Source organism: Claveliimonas bilis (genome assembly GCF_020892095.1).
In the GTDB taxonomy this organism is placed as follows: Bacteria; Bacillota; Clostridia; order Lachnospirales; family Lachnospiraceae; genus Claveliimonas; species Claveliimonas bilis.
Genome location: NZ_AP024845.1, coordinates 918,454 through 936,663, shown reverse-complemented (window position 1 = coordinate 936,663; position 18,210 = coordinate 918,454). Strand labels below are relative to the sequence as shown.

18 protein-coding genes are annotated in these 18,210 nt (G+C 44.6%); 17 read left to right on the top strand and 1 reads right to left on the bottom strand.

The window, feature by feature from the left end; all coding sequences use genetic code 11:
- Positions 1–47 precede the first annotated feature (47 nt).
- The 13 genes from EUBC25_RS04760 (at position 48) to EUBC25_RS04700 (ending at position 13,596) form a co-directional block, all read left to right on the top strand.
- The gene (locus tag EUBC25_RS04760) at positions 48–938 is read left to right on the top strand and encodes a ribokinase (RefSeq protein ID WP_230107050.1); all 891 of its coding nucleotides are present in this window, start codon (positions 48–50) and stop codon (positions 936–938) included.
- A 1-nt stretch (position 939) separates the two neighbouring features.
- Positions 940–1,476: a prolyl-tRNA synthetase associated domain-containing protein gene (locus EUBC25_RS04755; RefSeq protein WP_230107049.1), complete on the top strand. Its 537-nt coding sequence runs from the start codon at positions 940–942 to the stop codon at positions 1,474–1,476.
- A gap of 164 nt (positions 1,477–1,640) precedes the next feature.
- Positions 1,641–1,796 (top strand): hypothetical protein, encoded by a 156-nt coding sequence (locus tag EUBC25_RS04750; protein WP_230107048.1) that lies wholly within the window; start codon positions 1,641–1,643, stop codon positions 1,794–1,796.
- Positions 1,797–1,923: 127 nt separating this feature from the next.
- Positions 1,924–2,913, top strand: a complete 990-nt coding sequence (locus tag EUBC25_RS04745) for an SPFH domain-containing protein (protein WP_230107047.1) — start codon at positions 1,924–1,926, stop codon at positions 2,911–2,913.
- Between the two features lie 52 nt (positions 2,914–2,965).
- A complete protein-coding gene (locus EUBC25_RS04740) occupies positions 2,966–3,154 on the top strand; it encodes a type II toxin-antitoxin system antitoxin (protein ID WP_230107046.1) in 189 nt (62 codons plus the stop codon).
- 119 nt (positions 3,155–3,273) lie between these two features.
- Positions 3,274–6,450, top strand: a complete 3,177-nt coding sequence (locus EUBC25_RS04735; RefSeq protein WP_230107045.1) for a UvrD-helicase domain-containing protein — start codon at positions 3,274–3,276, stop codon at positions 6,448–6,450.
- A 31-nt stretch (positions 6,451–6,481) separates the two neighbouring features.
- The gene (locus tag EUBC25_RS04730; RefSeq protein WP_230107044.1) at positions 6,482–7,144 is read left to right on the top strand and encodes a YkgJ family cysteine cluster protein; all 663 of its coding nucleotides are present in this window, start codon (positions 6,482–6,484) and stop codon (positions 7,142–7,144) included.
- A complete protein-coding gene (locus EUBC25_RS04725) occupies positions 7,138–8,235 on the top strand; it encodes a DUF3878 family protein (RefSeq protein ID WP_230107043.1) in 1,098 nt (365 codons plus the stop codon). Before EUBC25_RS04730 ends, EUBC25_RS04725 begins: the two co-directional genes overlap by 7 nt.
- A 51-nt stretch (positions 8,236–8,286) precedes the next feature.
- A complete protein-coding gene (locus EUBC25_RS04720) occupies positions 8,287–8,922 on the top strand; it encodes an endonuclease III domain-containing protein (RefSeq protein WP_230107042.1) in 636 nt (211 codons plus the stop codon).
- A gap of 276 nt (positions 8,923–9,198) precedes the next feature.
- Positions 9,199–10,848, top strand: a complete 1,650-nt coding sequence (locus EUBC25_RS04715) for an amidohydrolase (protein ID WP_230107041.1) — start codon at positions 9,199–9,201, stop codon at positions 10,846–10,848.
- Positions 10,848–11,144 (top strand): YhdT family protein, encoded by a 297-nt coding sequence (locus EUBC25_RS04710; protein WP_230107040.1) that lies wholly within the window; start codon positions 10,848–10,850, stop codon positions 11,142–11,144. The genes EUBC25_RS04715 and EUBC25_RS04710 overlap by 1 nt, the downstream gene beginning before the upstream one ends.
- A complete protein-coding gene (panF, locus tag EUBC25_RS04705; protein ID WP_230107039.1) occupies positions 11,137–12,645 on the top strand; it encodes a sodium/pantothenate symporter in 1,509 nt (502 codons plus the stop codon). Before EUBC25_RS04710 ends, panF begins: the two co-directional genes overlap by 8 nt.
- A 24-nt stretch (positions 12,646–12,669) precedes the next feature.
- Positions 12,670–13,596, top strand: coding sequence for a DMT family transporter (locus EUBC25_RS04700; RefSeq protein WP_230107038.1), 927 nt, complete (start codon positions 12,670–12,672; stop codon positions 13,594–13,596).
- A gap of 45 nt (positions 13,597–13,641) precedes the next feature.
- Here EUBC25_RS04700 and EUBC25_RS04695 read toward each other — a convergent pair whose 3' ends face one another.
- Positions 13,642–14,343 carry a FadR/GntR family transcriptional regulator gene (locus EUBC25_RS04695; protein WP_230107037.1) on the bottom strand — a complete coding sequence of 234 codons (702 nt, stop codon included), beginning with the start codon at positions 14,341–14,343 and terminating at the stop codon, positions 13,642–13,644.
- 240 nt (positions 14,344–14,583) lie between these two features.
- Between EUBC25_RS04695 and EUBC25_RS04690 the strand changes: the two genes are divergently transcribed.
- Genes EUBC25_RS04690 through EUBC25_RS04675 form a run of 4 tightly spaced genes read left to right on the top strand, consistent with a single transcriptional unit; the run spans position 14,584 to position 18,205 of the window.
- Entirely contained in the window at positions 14,584–15,405 is an 822-nt protein-coding gene (locus EUBC25_RS04690) for a transketolase (RefSeq protein WP_230107036.1), read from the top strand.
- Positions 15,405–16,340: a transketolase family protein gene (locus tag EUBC25_RS04685; RefSeq protein ID WP_230107035.1), complete on the top strand. Its 936-nt coding sequence runs from the start codon at positions 15,405–15,407 to the stop codon at positions 16,338–16,340. The genes EUBC25_RS04690 and EUBC25_RS04685 overlap by 1 nt, the downstream gene beginning before the upstream one ends.
- 21 nt (positions 16,341–16,361) lie before the next feature.
- The gene (locus tag EUBC25_RS04680) at positions 16,362–17,225 is read left to right on the top strand and encodes a phosphogluconate dehydrogenase C-terminal domain-containing protein (protein ID WP_230107034.1); all 864 of its coding nucleotides are present in this window, start codon (positions 16,362–16,364) and stop codon (positions 17,223–17,225) included.
- Positions 17,226–17,239: 14 nt separating this feature from the next.
- The gene (locus tag EUBC25_RS04675; protein ID WP_230107033.1) at positions 17,240–18,205 is read left to right on the top strand and encodes a D-2-hydroxyacid dehydrogenase; all 966 of its coding nucleotides are present in this window, start codon (positions 17,240–17,242) and stop codon (positions 18,203–18,205) included.
- The last annotated feature ends 5 nt before the right edge of the window (positions 18,206–18,210 follow it).

Below are 18,210 nucleotides of genomic sequence, written 5' to 3'. Positions count from 1 at the left end.
GGAAACAGATTTTCTGCTCCGGCGTTTTGTGATAAGGAGGCATACAGGTGAAAGTTTTAAATTTTGGATCACTGAACATTGATTATACGTATCAGGTGGAGCACATTGTAAATCCCAAGGAAACGATTTCCTCTCTTGGGCTGGAAGTTTTCCCGGGAGGAAAGGGGCTTAATCAATCCATTGCTCTTGCAAAGGCAGGGGCGGAAGTATATCATGCAGGCCTGATCGGCGAGGACGGCCTGTTCTTGAAAGAAGTGTGCAGCAGCAATCATGTGCACACAGATTATATAAAAGAATCAGATACGCGGACCGGAAATGCGATCATTCAGGTGAGCAGCGCCGGAGAAAACAGCATTATCTTGTTTCCCGGGGCAAACCGGCAGAATACGAAGGCATATGTGGATGAGGTGCTGGGACATTTTGAGGAAGGAGATATTCTGCTTCTGCAAAATGAGATAAATGAAGTGGATTATCTGATCGAAAAAGGAAAAGAAAAGGGCATGACCGTTGCCTTTAACCCTTCTCCTTTTGACGATTATGTAAGAAAATGCGATCTGACAAAGGTAGATCTGTTTTTTGTCAATGAAGTAGAAGGAGAGCAGATTACAGGGGAAAAGCTGCCGGAAAACATCATTGCATGTATGAGAGAACAGTTCCCGGAGGCGGAAATTGTTTTGACCCTGGGTGAAAACGGCGCCATCTGGAGCAGAAAAAACGAGAATATTGCAGTGCCTGCAGTCCCAGCGGAAGCAGTGAATACTACTGCGGCAGGAGATACATTCACCGGATATTTTCTTGCAGCTGTCATAGAGGGACGAAACAAGAGACAGGCATTGGAAAGGGCGGCTATGGCATCGGCAATGGCAGTTGCCAAAAAGGGAGCGTCCATTTCTATTCCATGGAAGGAAGAAGTAGATCAAAAAATAGGGAGTGAATAAGATGAACGTATATGAGGGAAGACCGGAGGATTTTGAGTGCCGGAAGGAAAAGGAACAGAAAGTATATGAAATTTTGGACAGCCTTGGTATCAGATATCAGCGGGTAGACCACGAACCGGTAGCTACTATTGAAGCCTGCCGGGAAGTGGATGAGGCTCTCGGGATTGAAATATGCAAGAATCTGTTCCTGCGTAACAGGCAGAAAACAAAATACTATCTGCTTGTAATGCCGGGAAGCAAGAACCTGCAGACAAAAGAACTTTCGCCTCAGATTCCATCCTCCAGACTTTCCTTTGCTTCCGGGGAGGATATGGAGAGACTGCTGAATGTATCGCCGGGATCGGCGACGATCATGAGTCTCCTCTACGACCCGGACAATCAGGTGCAGCTTCTTGTTGACGAGGAAGTGCTTGCCGAGGAAACATTCGGATGTCATCCCTGTGTCAATACATCCAGTATGAAACTTCAGACAGCGGATGTATTCGGACTGTTCCTGGAAGCAGTCCATCATGATTATATTAAAGTAAAACTTAGTTAAAAAAATAACGGGGGACGTAACAAAATGCAAGTTTACTACGTGTCCCGTTATTTTTTTAACTTATAGTGTATAAACCTTTTCCATCTTGCATAAACTAATGAAAGCCCGGAAAATCCACAATCAGAAGGAGCATGAATGCAGTGAAAAGCATGGAAAGGTATAGCATGAAAGTTCCAGGGAAACAGGAGCGGTGCATCATTTGCGGACAAGTGACAGATATGGAGAAGGACTGGCCTGTTGCAATGCGAAAGCATTATGTGGAGGGGGCCGGTCAGCTTTGCAGAAAGTGTTATCTTGAAATTTATTCCGATGGAAATTAGCAGTAAGGGACAGGAATTTTGCCGTTTCAGGCGGTGAAAATCCTGTCCCTTATTGACATGTAAAAGGATAGATGCTATGATAATGATATCAAAATGATATCAATTTAAAACGAAGGGGGAAAGAAAGATGAGTAAGGAAAAAATTCAGGAAGAAAAGATTCTTCACCCGGCAAGCGGATATGCTATGATGTTTATAGGAATTGTGGGAATGCTTCTGGGTATTGCCCTTATGGTTTTAGGACCGATATTTGGAAGTTTGTCCGGAAGCGGTTTTTTGATCGGCGTCGGTATTACACTTGGCATTATCGTTGAGACAGCAGCGATCATTCTGCTCTGTGGGCTTAAGGTACTCAATCCTAATGAAGCTTATGTGTTTACTGTTTTCGGAAAGTATTACGGCACATTGAAGAAACCTGGATTTTTCTGGGTAAATCCTTTCTGTAGCGCTATTAATCCTATTATAAAAGGGGCGCCGATTGTCACATCTAATGGAGGCCGTAATGTATCTATTTCTACAGGGGGAAGAGAAAAGAAAGTTTCTTTGAAGGCCATGACACTTGACAATAAGCTTCAGAAAGTTAATGATCAGCTTGGAAATCCCGTAGAGATCGGTGCAGTGGTAATCTGGCGGGTAGTAAACCCTACAAAAGCAGTGATCAATGTGGAAAACTATAAGAATTATCTTTCCATTCAGTGCGACTCTATTATTCGGAATACGGCAAGACAGTATCCTTACGATACAAGCGAGGACGGAGATGAGAAGTCTCTCCGCGGCAGCAGTCAGGAAATTGCAGACATCATGGGACGTGAACTGCAGCAGAAAGTAGAAGAAGCAGGCATTAAAATACAGGAAGTGCGCATCACTCATCTTGCCTATGCGCCGGAGATCGCATCCGCTATGCTTCAGAGGCAGCAGGCAGCCGCTATCATTGATGCCAGACAGAAGATCGTAGAGGGAGCTGTCGGCATGGTGGAAATGGCGCTTAATAAGCTCAATGAAAATGACATTGTGGAGCTGGATGAGGAGAGAAAGGCAGCCATGGTGAGCAATCTGCTTGTTGTCCTGTGCGGAAATAAGGATGCACAGCCGATCGTTAACAGCGGAAGCCTTTATTAAAACTGCTTTTTATTAAATTGTTGAAAAGGCAGGAACGGGAGGGGGAAAGCTTTTGGAAAAAGAAAAGAAAGCATCGGACAAAACCAAAGCGAAGAAACAGGTTCCCCTTCGGCTGTCTCCCAAATTATATGAGGAGATTGCACAGTGGGCGGAAGATGATTTCCGGTCAATGAATGGGCAGATAGAATATCTTTTGACAGAGTGTGTGAAACGCCGGAAAGGAAAGAAGGATACCATATAGAGGGAAAACAGAAGGCAGGAGGAAAGTCGGATCACCCGTTTCCTCCTGCCTTTGGTTGTGCTTTTTTGCCTTTCATATTATAATAAGTGGCAGAGCAAAAGCGGAAAGAAGGAATCTTTATGTACATAGCAGATCTGCACATCCACTCCAGATATTCCCGCGCTACCAGCAAAGACTGCACGCCGGAATATCTGGATCTGTGGGCGAGAAGAAAGGGAATCCATATTGTAGGGACAGGGGATTTTACTCACCCGGCCTGGAGAGAAGAGCTGAAGGAAAAGCTGGAACCGGCAGAGGACGGACTGTATGTATTGAAAAAGGAATATCGGATTCCTGATCCGGCAGGAGAAGGGGCAGCAGATCCGCGGTTTGTTGTTACAGGAGAGATCAGTTCTATTTATAAAAAGGACGGAAAGGTACGTAAAGTCCACAGTCTGATCCTTCTTCCGGGCCTGGAGGAAGCGGAAAATATTGCGCGCCGGCTGGAGGCAATTGGAAATATACATTCCGACGGGAGGCCCATTCTGGGAGTACCCTGCCGGGATCTTCTGGAGATCGTCCTGGAAGCGTCCCCGGAGGGTATCTATGTACCGGCTCATATCTGGACTCCTCACTTTTCCCTGTTTGGAGCATTTTCGGGATTTGATACGGCAGAAGAGTGCTTTGAAGATCTGACACCCTACATCCATGCCGTAGAGACGGGGCTTTCTTCTGATCCGCCTATGAACTGGAGAGTGTCAGCTCTGGACCGCTTTCATCTGATCTCCAATTCCGACGCCCATTCCCCTGCAAAGCTTGGGCGGGAGGCTAACCTTCTGGATATAGAGTTGTCCTATCAGGGGATCTATCAGGCGATCCAGGAAGGAAAAGGACTGAAAGGAACCATTGAGTTTTTCCCGGAAGAAGGGAAATACCACATGGACGGACATCGAAAATGCGGGCTTTGTCTGACGCCGGAAGAAACGAACAAATTTGACGGCATTTGTCCGGTGTGCGGCAAAAAGATTACTATAGGAGTATCTCACCGGGTAGAGGAACTGGCAGACCGGGCGGAAGGATACCGGCCGGAGAAGGCGGCGGACTTTGAAAGTCTTGTTCCCCTTCCGGAGGTGATCGGATCCGCATACGGATGTTCGGCTGCCAGCAAGAAAGTGGTCAGAGAATATGAAAATATGCTGCAGCGCCTTGGACCGGAATTTGAGATACTAAGAAAGATTCCTCTGGAAGAAATACAAACAGTATCAGGTCATCGGATGGCGGAAGGGATAGCAAGGCTCCGGGAGGGGAAAGCAGAGAGGATCCCGGGCTTTGACGGTGAATATGGAACGATCCGGCTTTTCCGTCCGGAGGAGGTCCAGGAAACAGAAGGGCAGCTGGATTTCTTTGCTCTTCTTGGAAGGACGGAAACCGGAAATCAGGACGGGTTACAGTGTAAAAATCAGGAAGAGCTTTTAAAAGAAAAAGAGATTTCGAGTGAAAAAGAGAACGGGCAGCAGGAGAGAAAAGAAGAGCTGAATCCGCAGCAGCTTCAGGCTGTACAGTGTGCGGGAAGGAGTGTGGCTGTTCTTGCAGGTCCGGGAACCGGCAAAACAAAGACGCTGATCGCAAAGATTTTGTATCTGATGGAACACCGGAAAATAAAAGCCGGTGATATCATGGCAGTGACATTTACCAACCAGGCTGCCAGGGAGATGACGGAACGTCTGGAATCGGCTCTTGGCGGGAAAAGGCGTCTTGCAAAAATCCGGATCGGGACATTCCATGCCCTTTGTCTGTCCTTTTTAAAGGGACAGGGAAGGGAAGTCATGCTGACAACGAAGCTGGAGCGAAAAGAGATGGCGGAACAGGCAGTGGATGAGAGCCGGATCGCCATGAAGACAGAGGAATTTCTGGAAGAATTGTCACGGCAGAAGGCAGGAATGGAGCCGCCGGAGCGTACGGAAGAGGAAAAGAGGCTCTGGGAAGAAGCGGTACAAAAGTATGAAGAAGAGAAAAGGAACAATTCTTTGTTAGATTTTGATGATCTTCTTCTGGAGACTTTGGAACTTTTAGAAAACGGCGCGAAAGGGAAAAACTTCGGAACCCCTTCCTACATTCTGGTAGATGAGTTCCAGGATATTAATCCGCTTCAGTACCGTCTGATCCAGGCGTGGAACAGGGAGGCAAAAGAATTGTTTGTCATTGGCGACGCCGATCAGTCCATCTACGGATTCCGAGGCGCGTCCGCTGCATGTTTTGAATCCCTGAAAGCAGATATACCGGATCTGGAAATCATCCGGCTGACGGAAAATTACCGTTCTTCCCCGCAGATCCTGCAGGCGGCGGAAACGGTTTTGGATGGAGCACTTGGCTCAAGGCTCCACCCCAATTGCCCGGATCAGGATCCGGTGCGGCTTTATCAGGCAGGGAGCAGGATGGGAGAAGCGATCTTTATTGCCAAAGAGATCGGGCGGATGGCAGGTGGAATCGGTATGCTGGAAGCCCAGGCTCTTTCCGGGAAGGAGTATGACAGAAAAGTCCGCTCTTTTGATGAGATTGCCGTACTTTGCCGTACCCACAGGCAGGCGGCGCTGCTGGAGAAGTGCTTCAGGCAGGAAGGGATTCCCTATGTGACAGCAGGAAGGGAGAGTTTCCTGGAAGAAGAAAAAGTGCAGGGAAGCTTCTGCTTTTTCCGCTGCCTTGAACATACCGATGATATGTCCGCAAAGAAGCAGAGTGCAAAGATTTTGTGGAAACTTTCCTGGAATCCGGTAACAGAACAGATTCTGGATGAACAGATACAGAAATACCAGCCCCTTTACCGGAAGAAAAAGCCGCTGGATTTTTTGAAGAGCTGGCTTGAAGATATGCAGCTTCAGGAAAATGAAGCAATGAAAATGCTGATTTCATCCGCCGTATTTTACCCGACGATGCCGGAGTTTCTCCGGAACTTTGAGCTGGGCGTGGAAAGCGATCTGAAGCGATGCGGGGACAGAAATTATACCGCGGGAGCAGTCAGGATCATGACGCTTCATGGATCCAAAGGACTGGAATTTCCTGTTGTGATGATCTGCGGAACAGAGAAAGGGTGCATCCCGCTGGAGAGCGAGAGCTATTCTGTTGATATCAGTGAAGAAAAACGTCTTTTGTATGTGGGAATGACACGTGCCAAAGAAGAGCTGATCCTGACGTTTTCAGGAGAGGAATCACCTTTTCTTGCAGAGGTCGGAGAGTCTGTGATTCAAAGAGAACAGGGACGGATCCGCAGCAGAGAAGAGAATTACCATCAGATGACCTTATTTGAAGAAGGATTATAGATAGATACCATAGTGGAGAGTGTGAAAATTTATGATAAGAAATATAGAACTTTCGGAGATTTCCGACGGCAGCCTTTACACATCGACAGACATGGCAAAAGCCGACTGCCGGGGCTGTGAAGGATGCTTTGCCTGCTGCCGCGGCATGGGAAGATCCATTGTCCTGGATCCCTGGGATATTGCACAGATGACGGAAGGAACAGGAAGAACTTTTGCAGAATTGATGGAAGGGGCCATTGAGCTGAATGTGGTGGACGGTATGATCCTGCCGAATCTTCGTATGGATGAAAAGACAGAGAAATGCACATTTCTTGATCAGGAAGGCCGCTGCAGCATTCACAGATTCCGTCCGGGAATCTGCAGGATGTTTCCGCTGGGAAGATATTATGAAGAAAACGGATTCCGGTATTTTCTGCAGATACATGAGTGCCAAAAGAAGGACAGGAGCAAAGTTAAGATCAAGAAGTGGCTGGACATTGCAAACTTAAAAGCATACGAAGCTTATATCTGGGACTGGCACCAGTTTCTTGCACTTTGCCGGAGAGAGTCAGCCCAGCTTGAAGAGGCGCAGATAAAGATACTGCAGACATATCTGCTTCGCACATTTTATCAGACGCCCTACGGTTCTGAAGATTTTTACAAAACATTTTATGAACGTATGGCAGCGGTAAAGGAGACACTTGGATTATGCTAGAACATTACGAAGAGAGGAAAAAATTTCTTCCCGGTCTGGGAAAAGATATGCCGGAGACTTACGGAAAGCTGGCGGAGATTTTCCAGTACCAGGTTTTTGAACTTTACGAAGAGGTGATCGGGCCAAGAAACAGCAGTTATTATATTCCCTATATGATGAACGATGCTCTGGAATGTTATCTTGTACTGAAGGATGCCAGAATAACAGGAGAATACTTGCAGCTGGATCCGGAGGAATTTCCCCTACAGGCCCAGATCGCACAACGAGACGGACAGACGGCTCTGATCGTCAAGCAGGGGAGCGAGAACGTTTTTACGATCTGGTTCCGGGAAATAGAGGAATCGTTCCAGTGCTATCAATATCACAGGATCGGACATTTCTGGGTGGAAGGGCAGGAACACTGGCGTCAGCTGGTGTATATGACAGGAACGATCTATGATAAATATGAATATATGAAGGAAAAGGCATGCAGCGATCTGGAGATGGAGCTTATGCACCTGATCGAGTTTCCGCCTTTTCGCTTTTGGTCGCCGGTGGAGGAATCCCTGGAGGAAAGATATCCTTCAAGTCCACAGGGAACAGCATGTATGAAAAAGCTTGCCAAAGAGGCTGGGGATGGGATGTACGCTTTTTTGACCGGAATTTATGAAAAATTTCCGGCAGGATTTTTGGAAAAGAGGCTGGCGTCCATGCTTTGCAGTCCTGCAAGGGAACCTTTGTATGAAATGATTTACGAAAAAATCCGAAAGGCGTCTCTTGCATACCCGAAGAGGGATTACGGAGAACCCTTAAATACAGAGATTCTGAAAAAGAGAAAGGCTGTAAACCGCCGGCTGAAAAAGGCAGGATTTGAAGGGAGATATCCTTTTTACAGGAAAGACGACCTTCAGATCGTTGCAACAGAGGAACATCCCTTTACCTGCATGGAATCCCGGGACTTTGTTTTCCGCATACAGTTTATGGTGTCAAAATGCCGGAAAGCATGCGGGAGAAACGGAGGTTTTTTTAGGTCGAGGGACAGGAAAAGCTGGATTTTGGAAGATCTGGATCCTGTTTTATCCGGAGGTCTTGAGAGGAAGAGCACAGGTTAAAGAAACACATAAAAAAGTATAAAATAAAAAATACAAAGAGAGGAAGAAAAAATGACAAAAAAGCAGCTGGCATCAGAAGTGATCGAAAGATTGAAAAGAGAATATCCGGATGCAGGATGTACCCTGGATTACGATCAGGCCTGGAAGCTTCTTGTAAGTGTGCGTCTGGCAGCACAGTGTACAGATGAAAGAGTCAATAAGATTGTAGAAGTCCTATATGACAAATATCCGGATGTAAATGCTCTTGCAGAGGCGGATGTAGAAGATATTGAAAATATTGTCAGACCCTGCGGGCTTGGCAAGAGCAAAGCGAGAGATATCAGCGCATGTATGAAGATATTGAAGGAGGAATATGACGGGAAGGTTCCGGATGATTTCGACGCTCTCTTAAAGCTTCCGGGAGTGGGGAGAAAGAGCGCTAATCTGATCATGGGGGATGTGTTTGGCAAGCCTGCCATTGTCACCGATACCCATTGTATCAGGCTGACAAACCGGATCGGTCTGGTGGATGGCATCAAGGAACCAAAGAAAGTAGAGATGGCTCTTTGGAAGATCATTCCTCCGGAAGAAGGAAGTGATTTCTGTCACCGTCTTGTCTACCATGGCCGGGATGTGTGTACAGCAAGGACAAAACCGTATTGCGATAAATGCTGCCTTAATGATATCTGTAAGAAAAAAGGGATATAGAAATTATGTGGGAAAGAAAGGCCCCGGTTCAGCTCTGTGCATAGTGACCGGGGTCTTTTTGTAATTTTATATCAAAAAAACAAGACAAAACAACCAAAAAAATAACAAAAAGTCTTTTTGAAAAGTATAATATTGACAAAAAAGTTGATATATGATATACATTAAACATCGGATGTTTAATTATATACAAAAGTGACGGAAAATATAAGGAGGAAAGCGAATGGGATAAAAGACAGCAGGAGTTACAGCAGGTACAGCACAAAAAAGGAGGAAAAAATGTTTTTTGATTATTCTTATATAGACAAAGCATTTATAAACGGACGAATCATCACAGTAAATGATCAGGATGATATCTGTGAAGCAGTTGGGATCAAGAAAAACAAAATTGTATTTGTTGGTTCAAATGAAGAAATAAAAACTCTGACAGATGAAAATACTGAAATCATAGATTTAAAGGGACGGGCCATGACTCCCGGTTTTATCGACAGCCATTATCACCCTATCCTGTCCGGATTTATGAATGGAGCGATCATTGATGCCACATATCCAAAATGTAAAAGTATCGAAGACATTAAGGAACTGGTAAGAGAAAGAGCGAAGGTAACACCAAAGGGTGACTGGATCAAACTGTGGGGATATGACAATAATAAGTTGGCGGAAAAACGTCATGTCACACTGGAAGATTTAGACGATGCTGCCCCGGATCATCCTGTACAGTGTATGCGTACATGTGGACACGTATGTATTTACAATACGCTTGGCCTGGCGGCCGGAGATATTAAAACGCCGGAGGATATCAAAAGATTCGGGGAAGGTGAAATCGAAGTCGTAGATGGAAAATTTACAGGACTTACAAGAGATTTAAGTGCATTCTATCTGTGGAGTAAGGTGAAATACACAGAAAAAGAACTTAAGGAAGCGATCGAGCGTGCAAACAAGGCATGTCTGGAAGGAGGGATCACTTCTGTACATGACTGTGGAGAATGCGATGCTCCGGCATACAGTATGATGTTTAAGGCTGCAAAAAGCGGCTGGTTCAAACCGAGACAGTTTATGATGCTTCATAGTATTTTTGGAAAGCCATTCTCTAAAGAAGATAATGAGCATTTCCTGAAGCTGGGATTCCATACAGGGATTGGAGATGAGCATTTTCGGATAGGTAGCTGCAAATTTATGGTAGACGGGGGAAGCAGCGGACCGACTATGGCTACAAGGGAACCGTATTCCCACGATCCTACACTTCCCAGAATTTTATCCTGGGACAGGGAGGAAGTCGCAGATTATATTGACTATATTAACAGGCATGATTGTCAGGCAACTGCACATGCGGAAGGTGATCTTGCTGTGGAATTTATGGTGGAAGGATATGAAAAGGCCCTGAAGAATCATTACCGAAAACCGGAGGAACACAGACACAGAATTGAGCACTGTGTTATTGTAGACGACGACCTGATACAGAGAATGAAAGCAATGGGGATTGTTCCGATTGCAAATACGCATTTTATTCCTTTAAACGGCAGTGACTATCATCGTTATTTTGGAGAGCGCATTAATTATCTGTTTGCTCTAAGAAGCTTCATTGATGCAGGATTAAAGCCGGCTATTGGATGTGACGCTCCTACGGCAGCCTGCGACGCTATTGCAGGATTAGACGGAGCGGTTAACAGAATAGACCGGGGAACCGGAGAGGTGTGTGGTCCGGGACAGAGAATTTCCATGCTGGAGGCTGTCCGCTGTTATACTATGAACGGTGCATATGCCAGCTTTGAAGACGACATCAAAGGAAGCATAGAAGTAGGGAAACTGGCTGATTTTACAGTCTTTTCAGAGGATATTTTAGCAATTGATCCGGTAGATATTGTAAAAACAAAAGTAGATTATACCATTATTGACGGTGAGATTTGTTATAAACGAGGTGAAAACTAATGGAAAATAAAAAAGAAAAGGAAGAACTTAGTTACAAAGAGAAGTTCATTCAGATGAACAAAGAGGCAAAAGCTACCTGGATTGTAGGTTTGATTTCCTTTATTGTATGGCTGGCCGGAGGATTCGGAGTTTATCTTCTGGCAGGAAACAGCTGGACCATTCTTGGTATGCCGGCCTGGTTTGTTCTGGGAAGCTTTGGCTGTTGGTTTGTAGGTATCATAGGAGTAGTGTATCTGTTGAAGTTTGTGTTTAAAGACTTTGATCTTGGTGATGACGAGGAGGATATCAATGAATGATTCAGTATTAAGATTAATTCCTGTTATTGTCTTCTTTGTAGGACTTATGGGAATCGGAGTATATGTACAGAAGAGGTCTGCCGACGCAAAGGCACAGAACTTTTCAAAAGAATATTTTATCGGTGGAAGAAGCCTGGGAGGCTTTGTGCTTGCCATGACACTGGTAGCAACTTACGGTTCTGTCAGTTCCTTCTTAAGCGGGGCAGGAAAAGCCTGGGAGACAGGATTTGGATGGGTGTATTATGCAACATCCAATGTAGTTGCAGCTTTCCTGATTCTGGGAGTACTGGGTAAGAAAATGGCTGTTGTAGGCCGCAAAACAGATTCTGTAACGGTAATTGATGTGCTAAGGGCAAGATACAAATCAAATGCATTATCCTACATCTGTGCAGTTGTTATTCTCGTATTTTTTACTACACAGATGGTGAGCCAGTTTATTGGAGGCGCACAGCTTTTTTCGGCATGTACCGGTTTTGATTATACGATCGGTTTGATAATTTTTGCGGCGGTTGTTGTTATCTATACCACGATCGGCGGATTTACAGCAGTTGCTGTTACAGATACGGCGTGTGCGATCGTGATGGTGATAGGAACGATTCTTCTTGGAATTGCAGTAATTCAAAGAGGGGGAGGACTGGATGCGATTATGGCGAATATCACTTCACAGTCTGCACAGGCAGTGGCTTCCGGAGAGGGGATTGATCTTCTGGACCCAAGAGCCAGCGGTCAGATTCCATTTCAGCTTTACCTGTCACAGTGGCTTTTGTGTGGATTTGCTACTATCGGACTCCCACAGTCACAGGTAAGATGTCTTGGGTATAAAGATACGAAATCTGTACATAAAGCAATGATCTATGGAACGGTAGTTGTAGGAATTATGATGATCGGCATTCATCTGATCGGAACATGGTCACGCGGCCTTTTCGCTACAATTGAAGGATCTACAGATACCGTTATTCCTGTTGTTATCGTAAATTACATGTTTCCGATCCTTGGCGGCGTGGCAATTATAGGACCTTTGGCGGCAGCCATGTCCACTGTATCATCCCTTTTGATTGCAGGGTCTTCTGCAATTGTAAAGGATATGTATCTGCATTATAAATCGGAGAAAAAGGAAGAACCTGATCAGAAGCTGGTAGCTAAGATTTCTTTTGCAGTTACAGCTATCATGGGCATTTTGTCAGTTGTCATTGCTATTAACCCGCCGGATCTGATCGTATGGATCAATATGTTTGCCTTTGGCGGACTGCAGACCGTATTTTTGTGGACTATGCTGTTTGGATTATTCTGGAAATCGGCCAACAAAGTGGGAGCGCTGGCAAGTGTGATCGGAGGCTTAAGTTCCTACTGTATTACTATGGCTCTGGATATTTCAGTCGGATCTTTCCACAACATTATCATTGGCCTCGGCGTTGCGTTGATCTGCTTCGTGATCGGCAATAAATTCGGAACGCCGATCGATGATAGAACCGGAAGGATTTTCTTCCCGGAGAAATATTAGACAACGTTTGGAAGGAAATGAACCATGAAAAAATTTTGCTCTTTTTTTGTCATATTGGCAGGGATTTTCTGGGGAAGTCAGGGAATATTTGTAAAAGAGCTTGGGAAAATGGCCTTGTCCTCTATGGATATTGCGGCGATACGTGTGGCAGGGACGGGGGCGGTCATTTTCCTGGTCCTTCTTCTTACAAAAAGGGAGCTGTTGAAGATAAAATTAAAGGATATCTGGGTTTTTATAGGCAGTGGGCTTTTAAGTATCATATGCTTTAACTGCTTTTACTACCAGGCGATTCAGATGACTTCCATGGCAGTTGCAGCAGTGCTTCTTTATATATCTCCGGCAGTGGTGGCAATTTTATCCTGCATTTTTCTGGGCGAGAAGATAACCATTCGTAAGATCATAGCGCTTGCCAGTGCTTTTTCAGGATGTTTCTTTGTATCGGGAATTATGGGAGGCGCTCAGACAATTACGGCGGCAGGAGTTATGTCAGGAGTGGGAGCAGGGGCGGCTTACGCCCTTTATTCCATATTCAGTGCTGCCGGATTAAAAAAGGGATATCAGCCGGTTACAATTATGGCATATACTTTTGTAATTGGCGGTATAGGAATTTTGCCTTTGTGTGATGTGGGAAAAATTCTGGGAAGCTCATCAGAACATGCTGAATGGATCATGGTGGAAGTAGCTTTTGTCGTTATCAGTGCTCTTTTGCCCTATCTGTTGTATACTATAGGTCTGCAGCATATGGAAGCGGGAAAAGCTTCCATCACAGCATCAACGGAAGCAATAGCAGCTACGGTATTCGGTATTGTTTTTCTGGGTGAAAAATTAACGGGAAATATAATACTGGGTATTGCAGCAGTGATATTTTCTATTATTATTCTTAATATAAAGTTGCCGGCAAAAGCCAGAGCAGAAAAAAACAGGATTCCCGGCTCTACGTCAGTAAATTGAAAAAAAGCCATGCAGCCTTTGGATTTACAGCTGCATGACTTTTTTTTAATCCTGTAATTCATACCAGATATCTACGGAATTTTTAATGCAGTCTTTAATTTTATCGTAACGTTTTTCCTGGATGATATTGTAAATTTTTGTATGTGCCTCGTAAGCAAATTCGCCCTTTTGATGTGTGTGTGTATGGGAAATGGAAGCGCGGAGAGAATCAATAACAAAATAGTAGATTCGGGCGGCCAGAGGATTGCAGCAGGCTTCCCCCAAAATATGATGAAATTCCATATCTTTTTTAAAAATTGTATCCGTGTCGGCATTGGCGCGGATCAGTGCTTCCAGTTCATCCAGATTCTTTTTCAGCGCTTTTCGCTGGGCGCCATTTTCATCAAAGTGGTCGATGACAAGTTCTACAATATCTGTTTCAAATATCTGTCGAAATTCATAGAGATTATTTACGTCAGGATTAGTGACGAAATATGTGAACAGAAGAGAGTCCAGCAGGTTGCTGTCCGGGGATTCGCTGACATAGGTACCGTTTCCGACACGAATGTCCACCAGGCCAAATGCCGACAAGATTTTCATAGCTTCTCGGACAGATCCGCGGCTTACACCCAGCCCTTCAGATATCTCCAGCTCGTTGGGAAGCTTATCGCCTGGAAGCAGCTTCTTGTCCATCAGCAGCTGCTTAATGCTGTTTACTACAATATCAACAGCAGATTCTCTTTTTGTTGCTTGAAATAAATTACTCATAAATTCCCTATCCTTTCAACATAGCTATCAAAGAGTATAAATCACCCAATTTATACTTTGAAACTATTATAACGAAAAAAACATAAAACGTCAAACGATTAATAGATATTTTTTAAAATCTATTGACTTTCTCCGGAAAATGTAGTATACATTAAACATCAGATGTTTAATGTTAATTAAATAAACATTAAATAATATAGTATATAATTCATCCGAACGAAATAAAAAGGAGGAACTTGTATGAATGCAGCAGAATTAAAGCAGAAAGCCGATCATCTCCGTCTGACCGCAGTAGAAATGGTTTACAAAGGGAAAGACGGCCATCCGGGACCGGCATTGTCTATTGCAGATATTGTGGCGGTATTGTTTTTTGATGAAATGAGGATTGATCCGGAAAATCCAAATTGGGAAGACCGGGACAGATTTATTTTGTCAAAGGGACATGCCTGCCCCATTTATTATGCGGCGCTTTCCGAGAGAGGATATTTTGGAGAAAAGGTAGAAGATTTTCATCTCCGTGCACTGGGAAGTAAGTTTCAGGGGCACCCGGTTATGAATAAGACAAGGGGCGTGGATATGACTTCTGGTTCTTTGGGAAATGGAATCTCCATTGGATCGGGAATGGCCATTGCAGGAAAATACCTCGGGAAAGATTACAATGTATTTGTCATCGCCGGAGATGGAGAACTTCAGGAAGGTGTATGTTGGGAAGGAATTAATTCTGCCGCCGGACACCATCTGGATAATCTGATCGTATTTGTAGATAAAAACGGCTGGCAAAGCGGAGGAAGCGTTGAGGAGACCATCGGGTCAAACAATGTCAAAGAGAGGTTCGAGGCTTTTGGATGGGATGCACAGGAAATTGACGGACATAATATCGAAGAAATTCAAAAAGCCATTAGAAATGCCAAGAATGCGGAAGGGAAACCGAGCGTTATTGTTTGTGACTGTATAAAAGGCAGAGGTGTTTCTTATATGGAAAATAATAATGCATGGCATAAGGGAGTTCCCACACAAGAACAATATGAAGAAGCAGTAAAAGAGTTAGGAGGTGCGTTGTAATGGCAGGATTTAAAGGGACAAGAGAAGCGTTTGCACAGGCGCTTTTGGATATGGCGCAGGAAAACGACAAAATTATGTTCGTGTCTCCGGACTCCCTTAAAGCGATGCGAGCAACAAAATTTGCCGAGCTTCATCCAGAACAGTATGTAGAGGTGGGAATTTCAGAACAAAATGCAGTGGATACGGCAGCAGGGCTGGCAGCAGCAGGACTTACTCCATTTGTCGGAACTTACGCCGGATTTCTCACTATGCGTGCCTGCGAACAAATGAGAACATTTGTGGCATATCCTGATTTGAATGTAAAATTTGTAGGGATTAATTCAGGGCTTCTCGGAGGAGAGAGAGAAGGAGTAACTCATCAGTTTTATGAAGATCTGGGTATTCTCTCCAATATTCCGAATTATACAATCTTCACTCCGGCAGATGCGGCACAGACTTATCATGCAGTAAAAATGGCAGCAGAAATAGACGGTCCGGTATATGTGCGCGCCGGAAGCGGCAGAGAAGCTGATATCTATGATATAGAAACGCCATTCAGTGAGGACGGTATACGGATTTTAAAAGAATATGGGAATGACACACTGTTACTCTCCAGCGGTTTTGTACTTGACCGTGTCCTGAAGGCGGCAGATATCCTCAAAGATAAAGGGATTCAGGTGACAGTCGGCGATGTCAATATTTTATATGGAAAGAATCCACAGAAGATACTGGAAGCAATTGCAAAGACCAAAAAGATTGTTACGGTAGAGGATCATAATGTCAATGGAGGTCTTGGTGCTTACATCAGTAAACTGGTTGTGGAAAATGATCCGAAATATGTAAAGAGAATGGGCCTTACTAAATTTGGTGAGTCCGGACCGGCAAAAGAACTTGCAGATGCATATGGATTTTCGCCGGAAAACATCGCAAAAACAGTAGAAGAAAATTTAAAATAGACAGAAAAGAGGTTATATACGATGGGAAAAATAGTCGTAAGTGTAATTGGAGCAGGCGGAAAAATGGGAACAAGAACAAGCAACAATCTTGCAAAAAAGCCTGATGAATTTGAATTGTTAATGGTAGAGGCATCAGAGGCCGGAATACAGAGCATTAAAGACAGAGGTTTTGAACCGACACCGGTTGAGGAAGCTTTGGAGAAGGCAGATGTTGTTGTATTTGCTGTTCCGGATACGCTGATCGGAAAGTTATCCGCAGTCTATGTCCCGCAGCTTCGTCCCGGTACGGGATTTATTATACTGGATCCGGCAGCAGCTGTAGCAAAAGAATTGACTCTCAGGGATGACTGTACATTTGGCGTTGCCCATCCATGCCATCCTTCCTATTTCCTGGATCAGGATACCTACGAGGCACGTCAGGACCGGTTCGGAGGATGCGGTGGAAAACAGGATATTGTGATGTCCAAGATACAGGGAGATGACGGTCGATTTGCACAATGCGTGGAAGTGGCAAAACAAATGTATGCACCGGTGGAACACGCCTATGTTATGACATCCGAGCAGATTGCATTTCTGGAGCCGACTCTTGTGGAACTTCTGGGGGCAACCTGCCTCTATGCCATGGCGGAGACAGTGGAAGAAGCAGTAAAAAGAGGAATCCCCAAGGAAGCGGCGGTTTCCTTCCTGACCGGACATATCTACAATCTGTCAGCAAACTTTTTAGGATATATACCGGGAAATCCTCCGGTGTCAGATGCATGTAAAGTGGCAATCGGCCTTGGAAACAGACTTGTTATGAGAGAAAACTGGAAAGAAATCTGGAAGGACGAAGTGCTCCACAAAGTCATTGCTACTATGCTGCATCCCGAAAATCCGCAGATATAGGAGGAATACAGTAAATGAAGATAGTTGTACTTGACGGTTACACTCTGAATCCGGGAGACCTGGACTGGAAAGGACTGGAGTCACTGGGAGAATGTACCGTATATGACAGGACGTCTCTTACAGATACAGAAGAAGTGATCCAAAGGATCGGAGATGCAGAAGTTGTATATACCAATAAGACTCCACTTCCTGAAAAAGTGTTTGAAGAATGTAAAAATTTGAAATTTGTAGGAGTGCTTGCTACAGGATATAATGTAGTGGATATCACTGCAGCAAGGAAAAGAAATATTCCGGTAGCTAATATACCGACTTACGGAACAGCGGCAGTAGGACAGTTCGCGATTGCGCTCCTTCTGGAAATCTGTCATCATATTGGTTATCACAGCAAGGTGGTTCATGAGGGAAAATGGGTCGCCAATCCGGACTGGTGCTTCTGGGATTATCCGCTTATTGAGCTGGATGGAAAGACAATGGGAATCATCGGTTATGGAAGGATCGGACAAGCTACAGGAAGAATCGCTCAGGCTCTTGGAATGAAGATCCTCGCTTATGATTCCTACAGAAATCCGGCACTGGAATCAGATACATGCAATTATACAGATTTAGATGAGGTACTTTCAAAATCAGATGTCATAGCGCTGCACTGTCCGCTTTTCCCGGAAACAGAGAAAATGATCAACAGATCAACCATCGCAAAAATGAAGGATGGAGTTATTATTCTCAATAATTCCCGCGGTCAGCTGATCAATGAGCAGGACCTTGCAAATGCGCTGAACAGCGGAAAGGTGGCAGCAGCAGGTCTTGATGTGGTATCTACAGAACCCATTAAAAGCGATAATCCGTTGCTGACAGCGAAAAATTGTCTGATCACACCGCACATTTCCTGGGCGCCAAAGGAATCCAGAAAAAGATTGATGGATATTGCAGTATCGAATCTGCAAGAATTTTTAAAAGGCACGCCTAAAAATATCGTAAACTAAAGTTT

What these genes read in the sequence shown, in the direction of transcription:
- EUBC25_RS04720 (WP_230107042.1), top strand. Translation starts at nt 8,287, where the DNA reads ATGACAAAAAAGCAGCTGGCATCAGAAGTGATCGAAAGATTGAAAAGA.
- EUBC25_RS04730 (WP_230107044.1), top strand. Translation starts at nt 6,482, where the DNA reads ATGATAAGAAATATAGAACTTTCGGAGATTTCCGACGGCAGCCTTTAC.
- panF (WP_230107039.1), top strand. Translation starts at nt 11,137, where the DNA reads ATGAATGATTCAGTATTAAGATTAATTCCTGTTATTGTCTTCTTTGTA.
- EUBC25_RS04735 (WP_230107045.1), top strand. Translation starts at nt 3,274, where the DNA reads ATGTACATAGCAGATCTGCACATCCACTCCAGATATTCCCGCGCTACC.
- EUBC25_RS04680 (WP_230107034.1), top strand. Translation starts at nt 16,362, where the DNA reads ATGGGAAAAATAGTCGTAAGTGTAATTGGAGCAGGCGGAAAAATGGGA.
- EUBC25_RS04715 (WP_230107041.1), top strand. Translation starts at nt 9,199, where the DNA reads ATGTTTTTTGATTATTCTTATATAGACAAAGCATTTATAAACGGACGA.
- EUBC25_RS04745 (WP_230107047.1), top strand. Translation starts at nt 1,924, where the DNA reads ATGAGTAAGGAAAAAATTCAGGAAGAAAAGATTCTTCACCCGGCAAGC.
- EUBC25_RS04700 (WP_230107038.1), top strand. Translation starts at nt 12,670, where the DNA reads ATGAAAAAATTTTGCTCTTTTTTTGTCATATTGGCAGGGATTTTCTGG.
- EUBC25_RS04685 (WP_230107035.1), top strand. Translation starts at nt 15,405, where the DNA reads ATGGCAGGATTTAAAGGGACAAGAGAAGCGTTTGCACAGGCGCTTTTG.
- EUBC25_RS04675 (WP_230107033.1), top strand. Translation starts at nt 17,240, where the DNA reads ATGAAGATAGTTGTACTTGACGGTTACACTCTGAATCCGGGAGACCTG.
- EUBC25_RS04725 (WP_230107043.1), top strand. Translation starts at nt 7,138, where the DNA reads ATGCTAGAACATTACGAAGAGAGGAAAAAATTTCTTCCCGGTCTGGGA.
- EUBC25_RS04755 (WP_230107049.1), top strand. Translation starts at nt 940, where the DNA reads ATGAACGTATATGAGGGAAGACCGGAGGATTTTGAGTGCCGGAAGGAA.
- EUBC25_RS04695 (WP_230107037.1), bottom strand. Translation starts at nt 14,343, where the DNA reads ATGAGTAATTTATTTCAAGCAACAAAAAGAGAATCTGCTGTTGATATT.
- EUBC25_RS04710 (WP_230107040.1), top strand. Translation starts at nt 10,848, where the DNA reads ATGGAAAATAAAAAAGAAAAGGAAGAACTTAGTTACAAAGAGAAGTTC.
- EUBC25_RS04750 (WP_230107048.1), top strand. Translation starts at nt 1,641, where the DNA reads ATGAAAGTTCCAGGGAAACAGGAGCGGTGCATCATTTGCGGACAAGTG.
- EUBC25_RS04690 (WP_230107036.1), top strand. Translation starts at nt 14,584, where the DNA reads ATGAATGCAGCAGAATTAAAGCAGAAAGCCGATCATCTCCGTCTGACC.